The organism is Streptomyces sp. NPDC057271, assembly GCF_042668715.1.
In the GTDB taxonomy this organism is placed as follows: Bacteria; Actinomycetota; Actinomycetes; order Streptomycetales; family Streptomycetaceae; genus Streptomyces.
Genome location: NZ_JBHUYJ010000145.1, coordinates 1 through 15,992 on the forward strand (window position 1 = coordinate 1; position 15,992 = coordinate 15,992).

A 15,992-nucleotide genomic window follows, 5' to 3' on the forward strand; every position below is an offset into this window, starting at 1 on the left:
GAGCGGGGAGAAATCTGGCCGTACGCGGGGAAACCCGTGGCCATCAGTGGGGCGGTAAATGGCCGCCTATGGGGAGCTTGCCATGGCCGCCGTCACAGGTTCACGCCGAAGTCACAGCGGTAGCAGTTTCTAGTTGCAGTTGCCGAAGGCGCCATCCTCGGCCTATCGCCGCCAGCCTCACGGGATGCGCCCCTTGAAGGTGTTCCGCGCCGTAGAGCAGCGCATGCTGAGACAGCAGACTGCCCAGCGTGAAGGGGCCGTCTGCTCACCTGGAAGGGGAGCAGACGGCATCAGCCACCTTGAGTGGCTCGGGCTGAGAGCGATCAGTACCGGACGGTCACGGCAGTTGCCGAGAAGCGGTACCCGGTCGCGCCTCCGTTGATGAGCTCCAGCCTGAAGTAGTAGTCGCCAGAGGCCAGGTCTCCCCAGGAAGACGTGCCGCAGTAGTTGGTCTTGGTGCCCTTATTCTGGTCGGGCCCGAACACATCCTTGTAGACGGCGGGTGAAACCGAGTAGAACGAGCCCGGATCCGTTGAGCAGCCACCGAACGCGACCGACGTGCTGGTGGCATCCGTATTCCTGTCAGTCCACCGGCGGGACTCATTGGACCCTGCGAGCCAGCTGCCGATGCTGGAGTTGAAGCTCCCTTCCGCCTGAGCCGGGGCAGCGACTCCGGCGAGAGCCAGGACGCCGGCGGCGACGCTCACGGACCTGAGGCCACGCTTGGTCACGGATATCATCGTTCCTTCTTCCATGGGTGGATGGGGACGCCTTGTGCAACCCCGGTCAGAGGTGAGCGGTGATGCGAAGCGGTGGCCGTGACCACAGAGCAGCCGTCGCGGCACCGGCGCACACAACCCCGGCCGCGGTGACCCCGGCGATGGCTGAGTCGGCCGGGTGAAGGAGCCACGCCCAAGGTTCGGGCGACCCTCCCGGCCCCCAGCCGCTGGCTGCGAGAACGAGAGGAATAGCGGCTAGCGCCCCGCTAGCCAATTGCGGTCCCAGCAGAGGGTGCAGCAGAAGCGCGAGACCCACATAACCAGCCAGATTCCGCCCTAGAACCACAGCGAGTTCCGAGTCCAAAACCAGGTAGCTGGCGAGCGCGGCAAGCATGCCGGTTAGGGCAATGCATACACCGAGGGCGGAGTCCCAGGATCGGACGTTGCGGAGGGCAACGTGCTCGGCCTGGCTGGCACCTCGTCCAATGCCGTAGAGAAGGGTGACGGCCGGAATCAACGTCATGAGGTGGGCTAGGAGGAACTGCCCTGACTGCCCTGCCAGGACAGGAATGGGCAGCTCGATGTTGCCCACTGCCAGGCCGATCGCCACAGTGCCGAGGGTCGCCGCTGCGACGACCGGCACGGCCCGCACCTTGCACCACCAGATCATCCCTTGGCTCCGGGAATGCTCAGGTGTGGCTGCGTATTGCACGAGCGCATGGCCGCTCGGTTCTTCTCGTACCAGGCGAGCTGCTCGCCGGGGGGCAGCTTGATCACGCGCTGTGCGAATGCGCCTTCTTGCGGTCCGAAGCGACCGGCCACAGTTTCCGCAGGGACACCGGCTGTGGCGTACAGCCAGGCGGCAACCGGTCCCGCAGCCGCGGCCGCAGGGTAGGGAGCGCCATTGAGCGCACAGGCGGGTGGTTCTGGGAGAAGGCCCGAAGCGACTCCGCCGGCGATATCCACTGGACGCGGGTTGGGTGCGATGCCGAGTTTCAGAGCGCCCTTTCCGGGGTGGGCGGCCATCGTGAGGGTCGGTGGGACCTGAAGGCCGGCCTTCATCAGCTTTGCGGTAGCCGCTCGGGCATCCCGGCGGACCGTCTCGGGATTCTCGACCTCAGGCCAGAGGCAGATTTCGGGCTTTGCCGCGTTGTCACAGACCAAGGCTCGTGTTTCCCGGGCCTGGAGGGGTTCCGGTCCGAGGTCACGCACCATGGCCCACGAGGCACCCAGACCGCCGACAACCAGTGCGGCAGCCGTGCCCAGGGGCACCGCTCTACCGCGGAAGTGGATCAGTGTGAGGGCCGCGCAGGAGGCTGCCGCGGCAAAGACAGCGGTCCCTACCAAGGCCCTGCTGTCGATTGTTGTGTCGACCGAGCAGCAGCTGCTCAGTCCGCCGCCCACCAGGTACCGCGGCCAGAAGGTGCTCCATGATGCTGGGTAGGCGGTCACGAAGAAACTGCCGATCAGGGCCAGGGGTGCTGCCAGCACTCCTGGCATGACGCGGCCGACGATGTAGCCGACGAGTGTGTTCGCGACGAGCATCGCGAGGACGGCTGCAAGGATCCCGAAGTGGGGCGAGCCCAGCGGCACGTCGGCGGCGACGGCGGAAGTGAACAAGGCGACGAGGATGCCGAGCAGCCCCATGGTCAGCACGGGCAGCAGCAAGGGGAGGGTGATACCGACCGGACCGCGCACTGCGGTCTGCTCGAAGACACGGCCCTTCGTGAGCCGGGCGCCCTCCCACGCGGCAGCAGCTGCACATGCCGCCGACACGAACGGCAGGGCGAAGGCTGCATTGCCCGTTGCCGATGGCCAGTAGTGCGGTGTCACCCAGGCTGACAGGTCATCGCCGAGAGCCAGCAAGACGAAACCGACCAGGAGCGGCAGCAGGACGGTGGCCGACGAAGATCGCACAACGGTGCGCAGGAGCATGTCATACCTCCCGGCCCACGAGTGTCGAGTACGCGGCCTCGGCGCTCTCCCGTGGTGAGCCGACATGGCCGGCAAGGGCGTGGAACTCACTTGTGCTGCCCTGGAATCGCACCTGCCCCCCGCTCAGGACGACAACTTCCTGGTACAGATCTGCCAGATCTTCGGTCTGGTGGGTGGAGACGACGACGTTCACGGACTGGCTGAGCTCCGCCACAAGGTCCCGGAACACACCTCGCTGCGTGGGATCGAGGCCGGCGGTCGGTTCGTCCATCAGGATGATCTCGCTCTGATGGGTCAGTGCTCCTGCGATGCCCAGTCGACGCAACTGCCCGCCGGATACCTCATGGCTCTTGCGCCCGGCCAGCTTCTCCAGCCGGACTCTCGCGATCGCCTTCTCGGACGCTTCCCATGCCGCAGTCCTGGAGAGGCCCTTCAACCAGCCCGAGTATGCAACCTGCTCGCGCACGGTGAGGCCAGGGATGGGGGTGATCTGCTGGGGGATCCAGGCGACAGCACGGCGGTAGCGTGCCCGCTCACGGCGGTTGGATGGCCCGATCCCGCTCCATGTGACCGTTCCTGCAGCTGGCGTCAGGTGTGAAGCTGCCAGCGCCATGAGGGTCGATTTTCCCGCCCCGTTCGGACCGAGAAGCACAGTTGAGGGACTTTCGATCCGTGCGGAGAAGTCCGAGAAAACGTCAGTCTTCCTTCCATACCGGAAGGAGAGACCTGCGAAGATCAGAGCCATGGCGCGCATTCCGCTGCGCTCCGTGCAGAGGCAGCTTGTCTGGTGAGTCCGATGCAGCCTGCGCCCCGGCACGGCGCCGGGGCACAGGCAGTATGGCCGGGTCAGTACTGCGTGTTCACGGAAGTCACCCACAGGAACTGGCCAGAAGTGACGCCGTTGAGCTCGAAGTAGTACGAGCCGGAGGCCAGGTCCCCCCAGTAGACCCGGTTGCACTTGTTGGCCCTCAGGCCCTTACTCTCGTCGGGCCCGAAGACATCCTTATAGACAGTCAGGCCGGCGCTCTGGAAGCCGTTCCCGCCGTCGGTCGAGCACCCGCTGAACCCGACCGAAGTGCTGGCAGCGTCGCTGTTACCGTCGGTCCATCTGCGGGACTCGCTGCCCGACTGCCACCCCGAGATGTAGGACGACCAGGAACCCTCCGCGAAGGCCGGAGTCCCGCCGGCGAGACCAAGCAGCGCGGCCCCCACCACAAGACCCCGGGTCGTACGTCGATTCAAAGCCTTCATGCCCACCCAATCTACTGACGGCGTCATGTCAAATGGCGCACGAGAACAGGGAAGACAGCACGCCTCCCCCGTGGCGCGACGGATTCGCTCAGCGATCCGGCGTCGAACCTAGCTGCGCAGACCCAAGAGCCGAACAGATGAACGATCTTCTGGCTTGATCACCTGCATTCATGGTCTGTACACGACCCTTCACCATGGGTGACGGCGAAAGTTCGTCAGGTCCAGGGCAAGCAGCGATCGCTCGGCCGATCAAGCCCTGAAGGGCTCAAGGCGGGCATAGCTTGCGCCATGCAACAGCTGCGGGATGCCGGGGCGAATCTGCTCCATCACCGTGGGCTGGGCGTCGGCGGTGTTCTGGCACATGCCGAGCCCACCGGTACGGGATGCTCTCTGCGCGGCACCTGAGCAGCGCCCCGCCGCCGCACGGCAGGTCGTGCCACAACGTGCCAGTAGGGGCGGTAAGCAGCGGTCACCAAGGGGTCAGATGAAGCAGCCGGGACGACGCCGTCACCGCACATTTTCGCAGGTCAGACGCTGCGCAGAAGGTCAAGCGCCGGGTGATTCCCAAGCTTATAGCGCGGGTTCGATTCCCGTCATCCGCTCGTGAACGAAGGCCCCGGTCAGAGACCGGGGCCTTCGTTGTTGTCTAGACCTCTCAGAGCTCGCGTGCCATTCGCGTGCCATAGCCCCGCGCTTCGGGCCAGATGACGAGAACACCGTCGTCGAGGGTGACGTGGCGGGTGGGGTGGCCGGCGCGGACCATCCCGTGCGCGCATGACCTTCCTCCTCTAGTAGTACTTCGTTAGGTTTCGCTGGGTGGGGGACGGCCTGTTCCGGGCGGAACCGGTATGTCGCGATGGCAGGTGGGGCAGGCGCCGGTCCAGCACAGCAGCAGGTCCTGCATGGCGTGGAGGACTTGGTAGAAGGTCAGGCCGGCGCTTGGGCTTTTGGGTCCAGGCGCCGGAGGGCGAGGAAGGCGTGGGCGGCGGTGACGAGGGTGACGTGGTGGTGCCATCCGCGCCAGGTGCGGCCCTCGAAGTGGTCCAGGCCCAGGCCGTGCTTGAGTTCGCGGTAGTCGTGCTCGATGCGCCAGCGGATCTTCGCCATCCGCACCAGGTGACGCAGTACGGTGCCGGCGGGCAGGCTGGTCAGCCAGTAGTCCGTGGGCTCGTCCTGCCCGGGCGGCCACTCGGCGATCAGAGTCTCGACCGGCAGGACCCCGTCCCAGGCGGCCCGTCCGCCAGCCCGGTCACGTGCGGCTTTCGTCGCCGCGACGCCAGCCGGGCGGACTTCCATCACCACGAACCGCCCGCTCATCGTGCCTTTGCTGCCCCGCCGCCAGGTGACCCGCCGAAGCCGGCGCCGCCCGCCTGCCGTCACCAGGTCCTGCAGCGACCGGGCCGGCTCCCGATAGCGGGGCAGCCGCGGAGCACCAATCCGCCCCTCCCGCTCAGGGGCGGTCGGGACAGCATCGCCAGGGTGGGCGCTGGTGTCCGCACGGACAGCAACCACATAGTCCAGGCCACGCTCGGCCAGCCCGGTCCGGAAGGCGTGCATCTGGCCGTATCCGGCATCGGCCACGACGACCCGGCCCTCCAACCCCCATCCCAGCGCCTCGTCGATCGCGTCCAGGGCCAGGCGCCACTTCTCCCGGTGCCCCACTTCCTCGGGCACTCCGGCCTTCACCCGGCGTCCGTCGGACGGATCCGCCCACTCGGCCGGCAGGAACAGCCTCCAGGTCAAAGGAACGGAAGCTGCATCCGTGACCGCGTGCAGGCTTACTCCCACCTGGCACAGCGACTTCTTGCCCAGCGCCCCGCACCACTGCCGGATCGCCCCGACCGACTGGTCGCCCGCCTTGGGGAAGGAGGTGTCGTCGATCACCCATGCCTCCGGGGCGAACGCCGCACACACCTTCGATGCGACCGCCTGCAACACCGGAGTGTGATCCCACGGAGACTGGCTGACGAACTGCTGCAACGCCTGCATGTTCCCGTCCGGCAGCCGCTCGGCCATCGGCTGGATCGACTTGCGCCGCCCGTCCAACATCAGCCCACGCAGGTAGCAGTCCCCCATCGACGCTGGTCCTTGCGCTTCAACGACCCGAACACCTCAGCAACGAACTCGCCAAGGCTCACCCGCAGTTGCTCGATCTCCCCAAGATCCACAAACGGCAGCATGCACCACCAAAGACCGTGCGATCAAAACAACCTAACGAAGTACTACTAGCTGTCGCCGGCAGTGCCGCGGTTTCGGCGGTCGGTCTGCTGGTAGATGTCCGGAAGGCCATCGGCGTCTTCATCGAGAGTCTCGGCCTCCCACAGGCGGCGGTAGATCCCGTTGCGGCGCTTGACCAGCAGCGCGGCCACGGCTGCGGCGATCAGCGAGCCGATCAGGACGGCGGCCTTGATGTGCTCGGCATCGGCCGGGTCGGGGAAGGCGAGCTCGCCGATCAGCAGGGCCACGGTGAAGCCGATCCCGGCCAGCACCGCCACGGCGAGCACGTCCGCCCACGCCAGGTCCGGGTTGAGGCGGGCCCGTGTGAACCGGGCCGCCAGGTAGGTGCCGGCGAAGATTCCCACGGTCTTGCCCACGACCAGTCCGAGGACCACGCCCAGCGGCTCCGGGCGTGTGAACACCTCGCCCAGTGAAGCGGCCGAGATGGCCACCCCGGCGGCGAACAGGGCGAACAGCGGCACGGCCACACCGGCCGAGACCGGCCGCAGGAGGTGCTCGGTCCGCTCTCCGGGCGATGCCTTCTCGCCCTGGTCGCGGGTGGTGCGCAGGATCAGGCCCATCGCCACGCCGGCCACGGTGGCGTGCACCCCGCCGTTGTACATCAGCGCCCAGATCGCCAGACCGAGGGGCACGTACCACCACCAGCCGCGGACCCGGTAGCGCTGGAGCAGGTAGAAGACGACCAGCCCGGCCACCGCACCGCCGAGCGCGGCCGGGTTGAGGTCGGCGGTGAAGAAGACGGCGATGACCAGGATCGCGCCCAGGTCGTCGACCACGGCCAGGGTCAGCAGGAAGGCCCTCAGGGCGGAGGGCAGGTGGGTGGAGAGCACCGCGAGGACTGCGAGCGCGAAGGCAATGTCCGTGGCCATCGGCACCGCCCAGCCCTGCGCTCTTCCCCCGCCGAGCCCGGTGGTGGCGAGGTAGACGGCGGCAGGGACGGCCATGCCGCACAGTGCGGCGACCACCGGCAGGGCCGCGGTGGCCGGGGTGCGCAGCTCGCCCACCACCAGCTCGCGTTTCAGCTCGATCCCGGCGACGAGGAAGAAGATGGCCAGCAGGCCGTCGGCGGTCCAGTGCTCCACCGAGAGGTCCAGGCCGAGCGCGGGTATGCCGAAGTGGGCGTCGCGTATCTGCTCGTACGTTCCGCTGATGGGGGTGTTCGCCCACACGAGGGCCACCACGGCCGCCGCCAGCAGCACCAGCCCGCCGACCGTCTCGGTGCGCAGGGCCCGCGCCACCCGTACACGCTCCGGCCACGGCAGCAGAGCGAGGAAGACGGAACGCTCACGCGGGGCAGCAGGCATACGGGTCCTCCGGGGCATCGGCAGATGGCACACGCGCCCTTGTTCGCTGACCAGGCTTCCCGGCACACCCCGCATCTCTTGCCGCGTTCTTTGCACACTATCGGTCCCCACCTGCCAGGGCGGGACGAGCACCCTCGGGGATGCTGCTCTTCAGCTTCGGCGGCGGGCGGCAGGGTCGCGCTCGGCGATGTGCCGGTCCACCGCGTCGACGCCTGGACGCGCGTACCGCTCCAGGGAACGGACGGAAGCGTGCCGGGAGCGCGCGAGCAGCATGGCGGTGGAGGGGCCGTCCTCTGCGTCGTGGGTCGGGGACGCTGGGGCGGAGCCGGTGCGGGGTCGATACGGGCGTGGCAGGGTCCTCACATCACCGGAGCGGGCGGTGGCGGGCGGAGCGGCGGGTGCGCAGGGCCATGTAGAGGAGGTCCGCAACGAGTACCGCGATGCCGATGAACAGCAGGAAGAGGAGCCCGTCGGCGACGGCGCCGATGAGGCCCAGGATGATCGCGACGATGATCAGGGCGAGGAAGAGTGTCATGGGGCCGCCTCCCGGCGGTCGGGTGCTCAGCGTCGGGCGAGTTGGCGTTCGCCGTTCGCCCCGGGTTCGTAGGTGAGGCCGTAGTGGTGGAAGACGGCTTCCTCGTCCTCGAAGGGCAGGACGTCGTCCGTGCCGATGGAGGGGCTCCGTTTCACCAGTTTCCTGTCGTGGGCGACCCGCACGTACCCCGGTCCCACCGTCGCCCCCTCCAGGGGGACGAACACCAGGCGGTGCCGGGTGGGCAGGCCGACGCGGACCGTGGCCATGGCCGGTTCGTCGGTGCCGGTGTCGACGTAGACGGATTCCAGTTCGCCGATCTTGTGGCCGCCGGAGTCCACCACGGCCTGGTTGCGCCACTCGCGGATGTCCGCCGTCTGGATCATGCCTCTCCTCCCTGTTCGGTCGTCGGTGGGGGAAGCTCGGCGACGAGGAGCGCGGTGGCCTGCGTGACGTTGTCGGCGTGGACCGCGCGGGCCATGGCCGTGCGGGCGGCATCGGGTTCCGTGTCCGGCGGCACCAGCATCAGCGCGAAGTGGTCCTTGTCGCCGCGGGTGATCAGGACGGTGTCATCGCCGACGGGGAAGGAGTCGAGATGGACGACCCGGTCGTCGATGATCAGCCGGGTCGGAATCTCGTCCCACGCGGTGGTGTCCAGGCCGACCCGGGTGGTGGGTCCGAGGTGCTCGGTCAGGGCTGCCACCAGCGCGGGGACCTCTTGCTCCACGTCGCGCGTGCGCGGCCACCACGCTCCGTCGAGGACGCCCTGCCGGGAGTGCGTCGTCTCCAGCCGGAGCAGAGCCGTACCGGGGCGCACCGCCTGGTGGATCTCGTCCGGGAGGAGCAACGGGGGTGGGGGCGGGATGTCGGAGTCGGCCATGATGGATCCGCTCGTCTACGAGTGAGGTCAGCCGCGCCCGAGAGGGGCGACAGGCCGTCGGCGGAGCGACTGTGCCGTCCTTTCACGGTAACCCCGGCTCCCATAGGTCCGCCCGTCGCCTCGCACGCGTCCGTACGAACCGGAAGTATCTCCCCGCATCAGTCCGAAAGAGGGCTGCTCGGACGTACGCTGGAAGTACCGGAAGTACTTCGCGCACCGGCTTCCACGCAGGTGTCATTTCCGGGGAACACGAAAAACCGGGCTGCCGACGGGCAGCCCGGGGGCAGGTCCGCCATGACCACCACCCTCGACAGGACAGCGAACCGCGCCCTCACCCCAGGACTTCCGGCCCGCTTGTCGCTCACTCCGAAGACCACCCTCGCCGGTCCGCTCGACGGCGCCTGGTGGCCCCGTTCACGCGACCTGGCAGCCGAGCTGCCGGCGCTGGTCGACGCCCTCGAAGGGCGCTGGGGCCGCATCACCCGCGTCCTGGTGAATCCCGGCCGCTGGCCGGTCGTCCCGCACAAGGTCGCCGTCACCGGCCACGTGCTGCACGCGGGCTGGTTCACCGAGCAGGACCCGGACAAGATCATCCTGCTGTCCTACACGACCGGCCGCTGCGACCTGCTCGTGATTCCGCCCGAGACCGACCCCGCCTCCGCGGCCCGGCTGATGACCGCCGCCGCCCTCCCCGGCAGCGTCCTCGCCGCGGGCGCGCTGATGTCCGGCGAGGCCGCGACCGGCCGCCGCATGCGGGAGGCGCGGAGCAGCGAGAGCGCCTGGGAGAGTGAGGGCGGGGCTGGCCCGGCGCCCCAGCCGCAGCCGCAGCCGCAGCCGCGCCCAACGACGCACCCCGCCGTCGGCGCGCGGATGATTCCGCTGCCGGGATACACCGGGAGGTGAGGACATGGAGACCGTGATCACCCTCCTGGCAGGCGCTCTCCTGATCGCGCTCGGCACACGCCTGATCCACCGGCTCAACGCCCAGCACGACGCACGCATAGCGGCCCACCGCTTCAGCGACCCCTACCCCTCCCTCAGCCGACCCCCCGGCCACGGCAACCCCGGGCCGCCCGAGCGCATCGCCCATCGCCGGCCCACGGGCACCTGGCCCTGACCGCAGACCGCTCCTCCGACCGAAGGCCGCGGGTGGGGCATCCGACAGCAGGGACAACCCACCCGCCGGCCTCTCGCCTTCGTCCCGAACGGAGCACACCGTCTTGCGCCCCACCGAGAACGAGCCCCTGCCGCAGGCGGGTCACGCCGAGATCCGCATCGTCTCCGCCACCCCCGAGGCCGCCCGCGCGGTCGCCGAGGTGATCCGCCGGTGTTTCGCCGGGGCGGAACAGCGCAGCTACCCCGCGCCGGGCGGCGGCACACGGCTCCACCTCACCGTCGACACCGAGACCGCCGCCGAACCCGCCCGCACCTGGCTCGCCACCAGCAGACAGCCCACCGGCCCCGGACCTCACACCGAGGAACCCTGACCGGCCACGAACGACCGCCACGCACGAGGACAGGACCACGCGGCCATGGCGACACTCCACGAGCGGCAGCGGTACCGCCGACAGATCCTCCAGGCCCTCTACACGGCCGCCGAGGGCAACCGTCTGCTCGGCATCACCGGAGCCGCGCTCAACCACGACCAGCGCATCCCGGAGCAGGACCTCGCGGCCGCCTGCTCCTACCTCGCGGGCGAGGGACTGGTCACCGTCGACTGGGAGCCGGGAAACACACCCGCGATGGTCTCGCTCACCCATCAGGGCATCCGCCTCATGGAGGCGGAGGAGGAAAAGGGCGACTGAGCCGGTCCACCTCCGGACCAGGCGGACTCGAAAGGCCCCGGAGAGGGCGACGCGACGACCCGCGACCGGGCCCCGCACGGCGGAGGCCGGGTGGCGCGACCGGCCGCCGAGAAGCATCCTGGAGGCCGCGTCTCTGGTCCGGGCCGCTCCGGTACCCGGCCTCGGCACCCGCCCCGTACGGCATGACCCGAACCAGGCCGTCGCCGCTCGGTTGGAGGCAACGGGATGACCGTCGGACGGCTCGGGAAACCCGATCGCTCGGAGAACTTCGGAGAGGAACTCCTGGGAACGATCCTGGACCGCGCCGACGAGCTGGCGCCCCACCGGGTCGGACTGGTCGTCGCCGAGACGGTGGCCCGGCTGGGTGGCAGGAACCCGCAGATCCTGCTCCAGGACTACGGGCAGCAGAGGCTGGTTCCGCTGCTCGCCGAAGGGCTGACGGGCGGCGAGCCGCTGTCCATCGACGGCTCGGACGCCGGCAGGTGTTTCCTCACGTCGCTCCCGGTCGAGCTGGCGGTGGATGACGGAGTACGCGTCCACGTGGCGCTGCTCGACAACGGCGTCCTGGCCGTCACCCTGGACGCGGTCGACGAGGAGGACCGCCGACTCCTGCGCAGGATCGCGGGGCTGGTCGCCGACCTGCTGCAGACCAAGAACGGCCACACCGATCTCTTCTTCCGCACCCGCCGCGGCGAGCCGATGAGCGTCGCCGCCGAGATCCAATGGGCGCTCCTGCCACCACTGGCGATGACCATGCCGCGCGTCGCCGTCGCCGGAGTCCTGGAGCCCGCCTACGACGTCGCGGGCGACAGCTTCGACTACGCCCTGAACGGCGACACCTTCCACCTCGCCGTGATCGACGCCATGGGCCACGGCCTGGACGCGGCCACCATGGCCACCGTGGCCATCGGCGCGTACCGGCACGCCCGCCGCATCAGCATCGAGCTGTCCGAGATCTACCTCTTCATGGACCGGGCCGTGGCCGAGCAGTTCACCCCCGACCACTTCGTCACCGCGCAGATGCTGGAACTGGACACGACCACCGGCCATCTCCAGTGGGTCAACGCCGGACACCCCGCCCCCGTCCTGATCCGCAAGCACCGCGTCATGGGCCGCCTGGACAGCCCCACCACCCTCCCCGTCGGCTTCGGCGGAGCACAGCCACAGGTCAGCGGTGTGCTGCTCGAACCGGGGGACCGCGTCCTCTGCTTCACCGACGGCCTGATCGAGGAACACGAGAGCGGCCAGGAGCAGTTCGGCGAGGAACAGCTGCTCGACTGGGTGAACCAGCTGGAGAAGACGGACCGAGGCGTCCGCGCGGTGGCACGGGACCTGTCCCACACACTCAAGCGAGCACGCGGCGAAGCCACCTCGGACGATGCCACCCTCGTCCTGGTCGAGTGGCGCGGCTGATCCAGCGCCGTGCCACAACGTGCCAGTAGGGGCGGTCAGCAGCGGACAACAACGGACCCGGGGAGACAGCGAAGAAGCGACGCCAGGCTAACGTTTCCGCAGGTCAGATGCGATTCCACGGCGCAAGTGCCGGGTGCTTCCCAAGCTTATGGCGCGGGTTCGATTCCCGTCATCCGCTCTTGAACGAAGGCCCAGGTCAGCGACCCGGGGCTTCGTCGTTGTCCAGACTTCTCAGGGCACCTGCGCCATCTCCGCACCACGGTCTGATCGCGAGCCTTGGTAGCCTCGTCGGTCACTCGTACAGGAGACCGACAACCGCAGGGGGACGGGTGTCGTTCGATGACGAATGTGCTCTACACCCGCGACCGCGAACCGCTTACCGCCGTACGCGACTCCTGCCGCGAGACGCCGTACCACCTGCCCTGTCTCTTGGTCCCGGTTCCATCTCCTGGCATTGACCGCGCGTCGTGCCGACGGCCGGCCCTTCGCCATACGCCCGGAATGGAGCGGTCGATCAGACGGGACGTTTGATCATGTTGACGACGCCGACCGCCAGGACCGAGCCGAGGATCCAGCCGCTGATCGTGAAGCCAACAGAGAGCCAGAGGGCGGTGCTGTGCGGGATGAAGAGATCGCGCTGCTTCAGGGTCACTACGGGAAGCAGGAGGTCCAGGGTGTAGAGCCAGGGCTGGAACGGTGCCTCCTCGCCGTCCTTGGACCTGAGCTCGATGTCGTCGCGGAAGACGCTGAAGAGGATCCCGCCGAGCACTTCGAGGGTGCCGAGCCAGATCAGGATGCGCAGTGGTGAGTATCCGTATCGGACGGTGATCCGGAGGATGAAGCCCTTGAACTTCTCCCACCGGCTGGTTCGACGGGCCTTCTCCTTGGCTACGAGGACTTCCTCGGCGTACTCGTCACGCCCTTCCGACCGGTAGACCTGCGCGAGCTGGTTGTAGATCTGAGGCGCGTACGGTCTCTGCCTCAGCCACTTGATCCGTTTGTCGACGTCCTGCTTCGAGGGCTCACCTGGGTGGTACAGCGACTCGTAGACGAACCGACGAAGGTGGACGTCCACGGGCCAGGTGAAGTCCCCGTCGAGGAGTTCACCGACGCATGCCCGCCGGAGATCGATGCGACCCGTCACCGAGGTGTCCTTGTTGAAGGTCAGGCTGCGTTTGACCTGAGCCCCCAGAGCCCTGATGGCCACGAGCTTCGCGTTATCGAACCGGCCGCCGATGCAGTTGAGGCTTCCGCCGATCACCGCATGGGTGAGGGTGACCTGGCCATGCGCGGAGAAGTGCTCCGCGACGTTGTGCCCGTCGAAGTACTGGGAGCTCAGTTTGACGTCCTGGCCGACCCTGAGGGCTTCGCCGAAGATGGCGCTGTCCGTCTCGTGCTTGAACTGGCCGCCTTCGCAGGAGAGATCCCCGCCGATTGTTGCTCCGGCGAGCATGACCTGCCCATCCGCGAGGAAGCCGTTGCGCAGGTTCACGTGCTGCTTGATCTCAGCGCGGGCCAGATCCAGCGCGATCTTCCCGGTGTGGATGAAGTGGCCTCCGGAGCAGTCCAAGCTGCCTCCAATGGAGGATCCGGTCATGTCCAGATGGCCTTTGATCGCACATTTCTCCAGGTCGAAGCGGCCGTCGACGACGCAGCCCTGAAGATCCACATCCTTGTCGGCGACGAATTCCTTCCACACCACATGTTCCTCGACAGTGAGCCGCGTGGCTCGTAGTGCGTGGTCGCCGGGACCGCCGCCGTGGCTGAACGTGGCCCCGATGGCGCTGAACTGGCCATCGATCTGGGCCCCGATCATCTGGGAGGTGCCCTCGGCACGGAACGACTCGTTGCACCGCAGGTCCTGGTCCACTCTCACGCCGTCGGCGACCAAGGCGCGGCCCCCCGGATTGGAGATGTGCGTGCCGTCGAGAATGAGGTGGCCGCCGATGTGCGCTCCGACGAGGAACACCTTGCCAGACACCCGGGAACGGGTCAGATCCAGATCGTTCTCGGTGCGGAGTTGGGACCCGCTCAGCTGCGTGAGCCGACAGTCCCAGAGGTAGATCGCCGGAGCCTGCGCCTGCTCCACGTTGACGACGTCGAGGTCGCAGTCCATGAGTTCCAGCGGGCAGAGCAGCGCAGCGGCCTCGAAGTCCAGCAGGCCGGCGATCCGGGCTCCGGTGAGGCGGAGCCTGTGTGGCTTCCTGGACAGGCCCGTGCCCACGGCGAGTTGTCGGATCAGGCCCGCCGGCACCTCCTCCCCCGCCTGGGCTCTTACCTCGTCGCCGGTGACGACGGCGTCCCACAGGCGAGCTTCGATTCCAGTGGCGTCTTGGCGCTTGTATGTCTTGGGCGTCAACGGGGGCTCCGATTCAGGAACTCCATAGCCCTTCGCCGGATGGCGAAGGGGGCGGTCTACACATGTCCAAGGCGTTCGGCGGCAACGGCGCGCGCCTACCAGGTCAGAGTTCGCAGTTCATGGGTGGTGTGCCGGACTGGACGCGGCAGATGTCGAGACCTTGGCCGCCGTCCACGAGGCCGTTGTTTTTGGTCACCGCTTGGCGGGCGAGGCGGCGAGCAGCGGGCCGGCCATCAGCGCGGCCGCGGACAGGATGCATACCGAAAGCTTGAGCATGTGAAGGGGGGTAGCCTCGATGAAGATCCTCTATGCCCGCCGCCCATCCGGTCCACCCGTTGCGCGGGTAGCGGTTCACCCAGGTGTCGGCACGTCGGTCGGGAAGTCAACGGAGATCGCCCTGCCCGCCGCTGGGCGCGTGCCCCATCCGTGCCCTTCAGGGCGGTGAACAGCGGTCACCACGGGCACAGACGGGGCCTCGCCACGGACGCCACTAAAGGGTGTATCCGCAGGTCAGAAGCCGTGTGGATGGTTCGAGCGGCGGTAATTCCCAAGCTTGTGGCGCGGGTTCGATTCTCGTCATCCGTTCCACTGTAAAGCCCCAGGTCAGAGACCTGGGGCTTCGTCGTCGCCCGGACCTGTCCAGGAGTCCCGCACCACGTGCGGCACCACCGCGATGGCAAGCAGCCCTCGGGCATCCTGGGCAGCCCGGACCTGACCCGTGCGGCGCCACCCTGCGGCGGTGCGTCAGCTCTGTGCGGTGTCGTCGCCCGTCTGCCCGACGCCCTCGGCCGCGCCCGTCTTCTCGCGCATCTTGCGCACCAGCTCCGCCTTCCGGTCGGCGGCACCCTGGCGGTCGAGGTTGCGGTGTGGACCGTTGTTCTGGCGTTCGGCGCGGGACAGCTTCTTGCGCTGGCCGCCGCCCTGGCCCACGGGGTTGTTGATGTTCTTGCTGTCGGTCACGGGTTCTCCCGGTCATGAGGTGAAGTGATCTGCGGATTCATCGATGGGGGACGGGCGGCGACGTCAGCAGGGCGCCCATCACGCGCTCACCCGTAAATCGGCGTCTGGAAGAACATGACAAAGACGTTACCCGGTCCCGTCGGCCTCGCACGCCAGTGCCTTTCGCCGTCCCGGCGTCGGCCTGGGGCAGCGCCCGCAGCAAGGAAGTCCTGCGGACATCGCCTGGTCGGCGAACGGTGGACAGCCCGACGTCCTCGACGACCTCACGGACACGATCCGTGAGCAGGCCGACGCGCCCTGGGGGCCGGAGGACCTCCCCCGGAGGAGTCCCTTCAGGACCCGGGGCAGAACATCTTCATCGCGGCGGAGTACCTTGGCTCAGCTCAAGGCCGAGAGCGAGTTCGCCGACGTTCCCCCGGAGAAGACGACGACCGAGCAGCGCCGAGAACTGGCGGCCCGGTACACCGGTGGGCCGTGCTGGCAGGGCGATGACGCGCAGGCCTAGTGCCGCATCAGGCAACGTTCGCCCTGTCGACGACGGCGCGTAGGTGCCGGTCGTCGGCGTGGCGGTTTCGCCAGATGATGTAGCGGCGGAT

At 68.2% G+C, this 15,992-nt stretch carries 18 protein-coding genes and 2 pseudogenes; 6 read left to right on the forward strand and 14 right to left on the reverse strand.

Features of this window, described 5'->3' with window-relative positions; translation table 11 throughout:
• Window positions 1-323 precede the first annotated feature (323 nt).
• The 10 genes and pseudogenes from ACFUJR_RS36170 to ACFUJR_RS36215 form a co-directional block, all read right to left on the reverse strand.
• Entirely contained in the window at window positions 324-755 is a 432-nt protein-coding gene (locus ACFUJR_RS36170) for a hypothetical protein (protein ID WP_383177084.1), read from the reverse strand.
• A 630-nt stretch (window positions 756-1,385) separates the two neighbouring features.
• On the reverse strand, window positions 1,386-2,654 hold the full coding sequence (locus tag ACFUJR_RS36175) for a hypothetical protein (RefSeq protein ID WP_383177081.1): 1,269 nt from the start codon (window positions 2,652-2,654) through the stop codon (window positions 1,386-1,388).
• A 1-nt stretch (window position 2,655) separates the two neighbouring features.
• Window positions 2,656-3,399, reverse strand: coding sequence for an ATP-binding cassette domain-containing protein (locus tag ACFUJR_RS36180; RefSeq protein ID WP_383177078.1), 744 nt, complete (start codon window positions 3,397-3,399; stop codon window positions 2,656-2,658).
• Window positions 3,400-3,500: 101 nt separating this feature from the next.
• Entirely contained in the window at window positions 3,501-3,905 is a 405-nt protein-coding gene (locus tag ACFUJR_RS36185) for a hypothetical protein (protein WP_383177075.1), read from the reverse strand.
• 927 nt (window positions 3,906-4,832) lie between these two features.
• Window positions 4,833-6,073 (reverse strand): annotated as a pseudogene (locus ACFUJR_RS36190) (IS701 family transposase).
• A gap of 57 nt (window positions 6,074-6,130) precedes the next feature.
• Window positions 6,131-7,447, reverse strand: a complete 1,317-nt coding sequence (nhaA, locus tag ACFUJR_RS36195; protein ID WP_383177072.1) for a Na+/H+ antiporter NhaA — start codon at window positions 7,445-7,447, stop codon at window positions 6,131-6,133.
• A gap of 150 nt (window positions 7,448-7,597) precedes the next feature.
• Window positions 7,598-7,720 (reverse strand): PmrA, encoded by a 123-nt coding sequence (locus ACFUJR_RS36200; protein WP_383177069.1) that lies wholly within the window; start codon window positions 7,718-7,720, stop codon window positions 7,598-7,600.
• 91 nt (window positions 7,721-7,811) lie between these two features.
• A complete protein-coding gene (locus ACFUJR_RS36205) occupies window positions 7,812-7,982 on the reverse strand; it encodes a hypothetical protein (protein WP_181924584.1) in 171 nt (56 codons plus the stop codon).
• 26 nt (window positions 7,983-8,008) lie between these two features.
• Entirely contained in the window at window positions 8,009-8,365 is a 357-nt protein-coding gene (locus ACFUJR_RS36210) for a PRC-barrel domain-containing protein (protein WP_383177066.1), read from the reverse strand.
• A complete protein-coding gene (locus ACFUJR_RS36215) occupies window positions 8,362-8,859 on the reverse strand; it encodes a DUF5994 family protein (RefSeq protein ID WP_383177063.1) in 498 nt (165 codons plus the stop codon). Before ACFUJR_RS36215 ends, ACFUJR_RS36210 begins: the two co-directional genes overlap by 4 nt.
• A 294-nt stretch (window positions 8,860-9,153) precedes the next feature.
• Between ACFUJR_RS36215 and ACFUJR_RS36220 the strand changes: the two genes are divergently transcribed.
• The 5 genes from ACFUJR_RS36220 to ACFUJR_RS36240 all read left to right on the forward strand — a co-directional run bounded on the left by ACFUJR_RS36220 (window position 9,154) and on the right by ACFUJR_RS36240 (window position 12,077).
• Window positions 9,154-9,762, forward strand: a complete 609-nt coding sequence (locus ACFUJR_RS36220; protein ID WP_383177060.1) for a DUF5994 family protein — start codon at window positions 9,154-9,156, stop codon at window positions 9,760-9,762.
• Between the two features lie 4 nt (window positions 9,763-9,766).
• Window positions 9,767-9,976, forward strand: a complete 210-nt coding sequence (locus tag ACFUJR_RS36225; RefSeq protein ID WP_383177057.1) for a hypothetical protein — start codon at window positions 9,767-9,769, stop codon at window positions 9,974-9,976.
• Between the two features lie 103 nt (window positions 9,977-10,079).
• Window positions 10,080-10,346, forward strand: coding sequence for a hypothetical protein (locus ACFUJR_RS36230; protein ID WP_383177054.1), 267 nt, complete (start codon window positions 10,080-10,082; stop codon window positions 10,344-10,346).
• A 45-nt stretch (window positions 10,347-10,391) separates the two neighbouring features.
• Window positions 10,392-10,664 carry a hypothetical protein gene (locus tag ACFUJR_RS36235; protein WP_383177051.1) on the forward strand — a complete coding sequence of 91 codons (273 nt, stop codon included), beginning with the start codon at window positions 10,392-10,394 and terminating at the stop codon, window positions 10,662-10,664.
• Window positions 10,665-10,889: 225 nt separating this feature from the next.
• On the forward strand, window positions 10,890-12,077 hold the full coding sequence (locus tag ACFUJR_RS36240) for a PP2C family protein-serine/threonine phosphatase (protein ID WP_383177048.1): 1,188 nt from the start codon (window positions 10,890-10,892) through the stop codon (window positions 12,075-12,077).
• Between the two features lie 514 nt (window positions 12,078-12,591).
• Here the strand turns inward: ACFUJR_RS36240 and ACFUJR_RS36245 are convergent.
• The 3 genes from ACFUJR_RS36245 to ACFUJR_RS36255 form a co-directional block, all read right to left on the reverse strand.
• Complete coding sequence (locus ACFUJR_RS36245; RefSeq protein WP_383177045.1) at window positions 12,592-14,436, reverse strand: hypothetical protein; 1,845 nt, start codon at window positions 14,434-14,436, stop codon at window positions 12,592-12,594.
• 103 nt (window positions 14,437-14,539) lie between these two features.
• The gene (locus ACFUJR_RS36250) at window positions 14,540-14,695 is read right to left on the reverse strand and encodes a hypothetical protein (protein ID WP_383177042.1); all 156 of its coding nucleotides are present in this window, start codon (window positions 14,693-14,695) and stop codon (window positions 14,540-14,542) included.
• Window positions 14,696-15,180: 485 nt separating this feature from the next.
• Entirely contained in the window at window positions 15,181-15,396 is a 216-nt protein-coding gene (locus ACFUJR_RS36255) for a DUF6243 family protein (protein WP_383177039.1), read from the reverse strand.
• Window positions 15,397-15,769: 373 nt separating this feature from the next.
• On the opposite strand from ACFUJR_RS36255, the gene ACFUJR_RS36260 reads away from it, so the two are divergent.
• A complete protein-coding gene (locus ACFUJR_RS36260; RefSeq protein ID WP_383177036.1) occupies window positions 15,770-15,901 on the forward strand; it encodes a hypothetical protein in 132 nt (43 codons plus the stop codon).
• A 7-nt stretch (window positions 15,902-15,908) separates the two neighbouring features.
• Here the strand turns inward: ACFUJR_RS36260 and ACFUJR_RS36265 are convergent.
• Window positions 15,909-15,992, reverse strand: a pseudogene (locus ACFUJR_RS36265) (transposase); the annotation flags it as partial.

Coding starts and splice junctions, on each gene's coding strand:
- ACFUJR_RS36170 (WP_383177084.1), bottom strand. CDS start 755: ATGGAAGAAGGAACGATGATATCCGTGACCAAGCGTGGCCTCAGGTCC.
- ACFUJR_RS36175 (WP_383177081.1), bottom strand. CDS start 2,654: ATGCTCCTGCGCACCGTTGTGCGATCTTCGTCGGCCACCGTCCTGCTG.
- ACFUJR_RS36180 (WP_383177078.1), bottom strand. CDS start 3,399: ATGGCTCTGATCTTCGCAGGTCTCTCCTTCCGGTATGGAAGGAAGACT.
- ACFUJR_RS36185 (WP_383177075.1), bottom strand. CDS start 3,905: ATGAAGGCTTTGAATCGACGTACGACCCGGGGTCTTGTGGTGGGGGCC.
- nhaA (WP_383177072.1), bottom strand. CDS start 7,447: ATGCCTGCTGCCCCGCGTGAGCGTTCCGTCTTCCTCGCTCTGCTGCCG.
- ACFUJR_RS36200 (WP_383177069.1), bottom strand. CDS start 7,720: ATGCTGCTCGCGCGCTCCCGGCACGCTTCCGTCCGTTCCCTGGAGCGG.
- ACFUJR_RS36205 (WP_181924584.1), bottom strand. CDS start 7,982: ATGACACTCTTCCTCGCCCTGATCATCGTCGCGATCATCCTGGGCCTC.
- ACFUJR_RS36210 (WP_383177066.1), bottom strand. CDS start 8,365: ATGATCCAGACGGCGGACATCCGCGAGTGGCGCAACCAGGCCGTGGTG.
- ACFUJR_RS36215 (WP_383177063.1), bottom strand. CDS start 8,859: ATGGCCGACTCCGACATCCCGCCCCCACCCCCGTTGCTCCTCCCGGAC.
- ACFUJR_RS36220 (WP_383177060.1), top strand. CDS start 9,154: ATGACCACCACCCTCGACAGGACAGCGAACCGCGCCCTCACCCCAGGA.
- ACFUJR_RS36225 (WP_383177057.1), top strand. CDS start 9,767: ATGGAGACCGTGATCACCCTCCTGGCAGGCGCTCTCCTGATCGCGCTC.
- ACFUJR_RS36235 (WP_383177051.1), top strand. CDS start 10,392: ATGGCGACACTCCACGAGCGGCAGCGGTACCGCCGACAGATCCTCCAG.
- ACFUJR_RS36240 (WP_383177048.1), top strand. CDS start 10,890: ATGACCGTCGGACGGCTCGGGAAACCCGATCGCTCGGAGAACTTCGGA.
- ACFUJR_RS36250 (WP_383177042.1), bottom strand. CDS start 14,695: ATGCATCCTGTCCGCGGCCGCGCTGATGGCCGGCCCGCTGCTCGCCGC.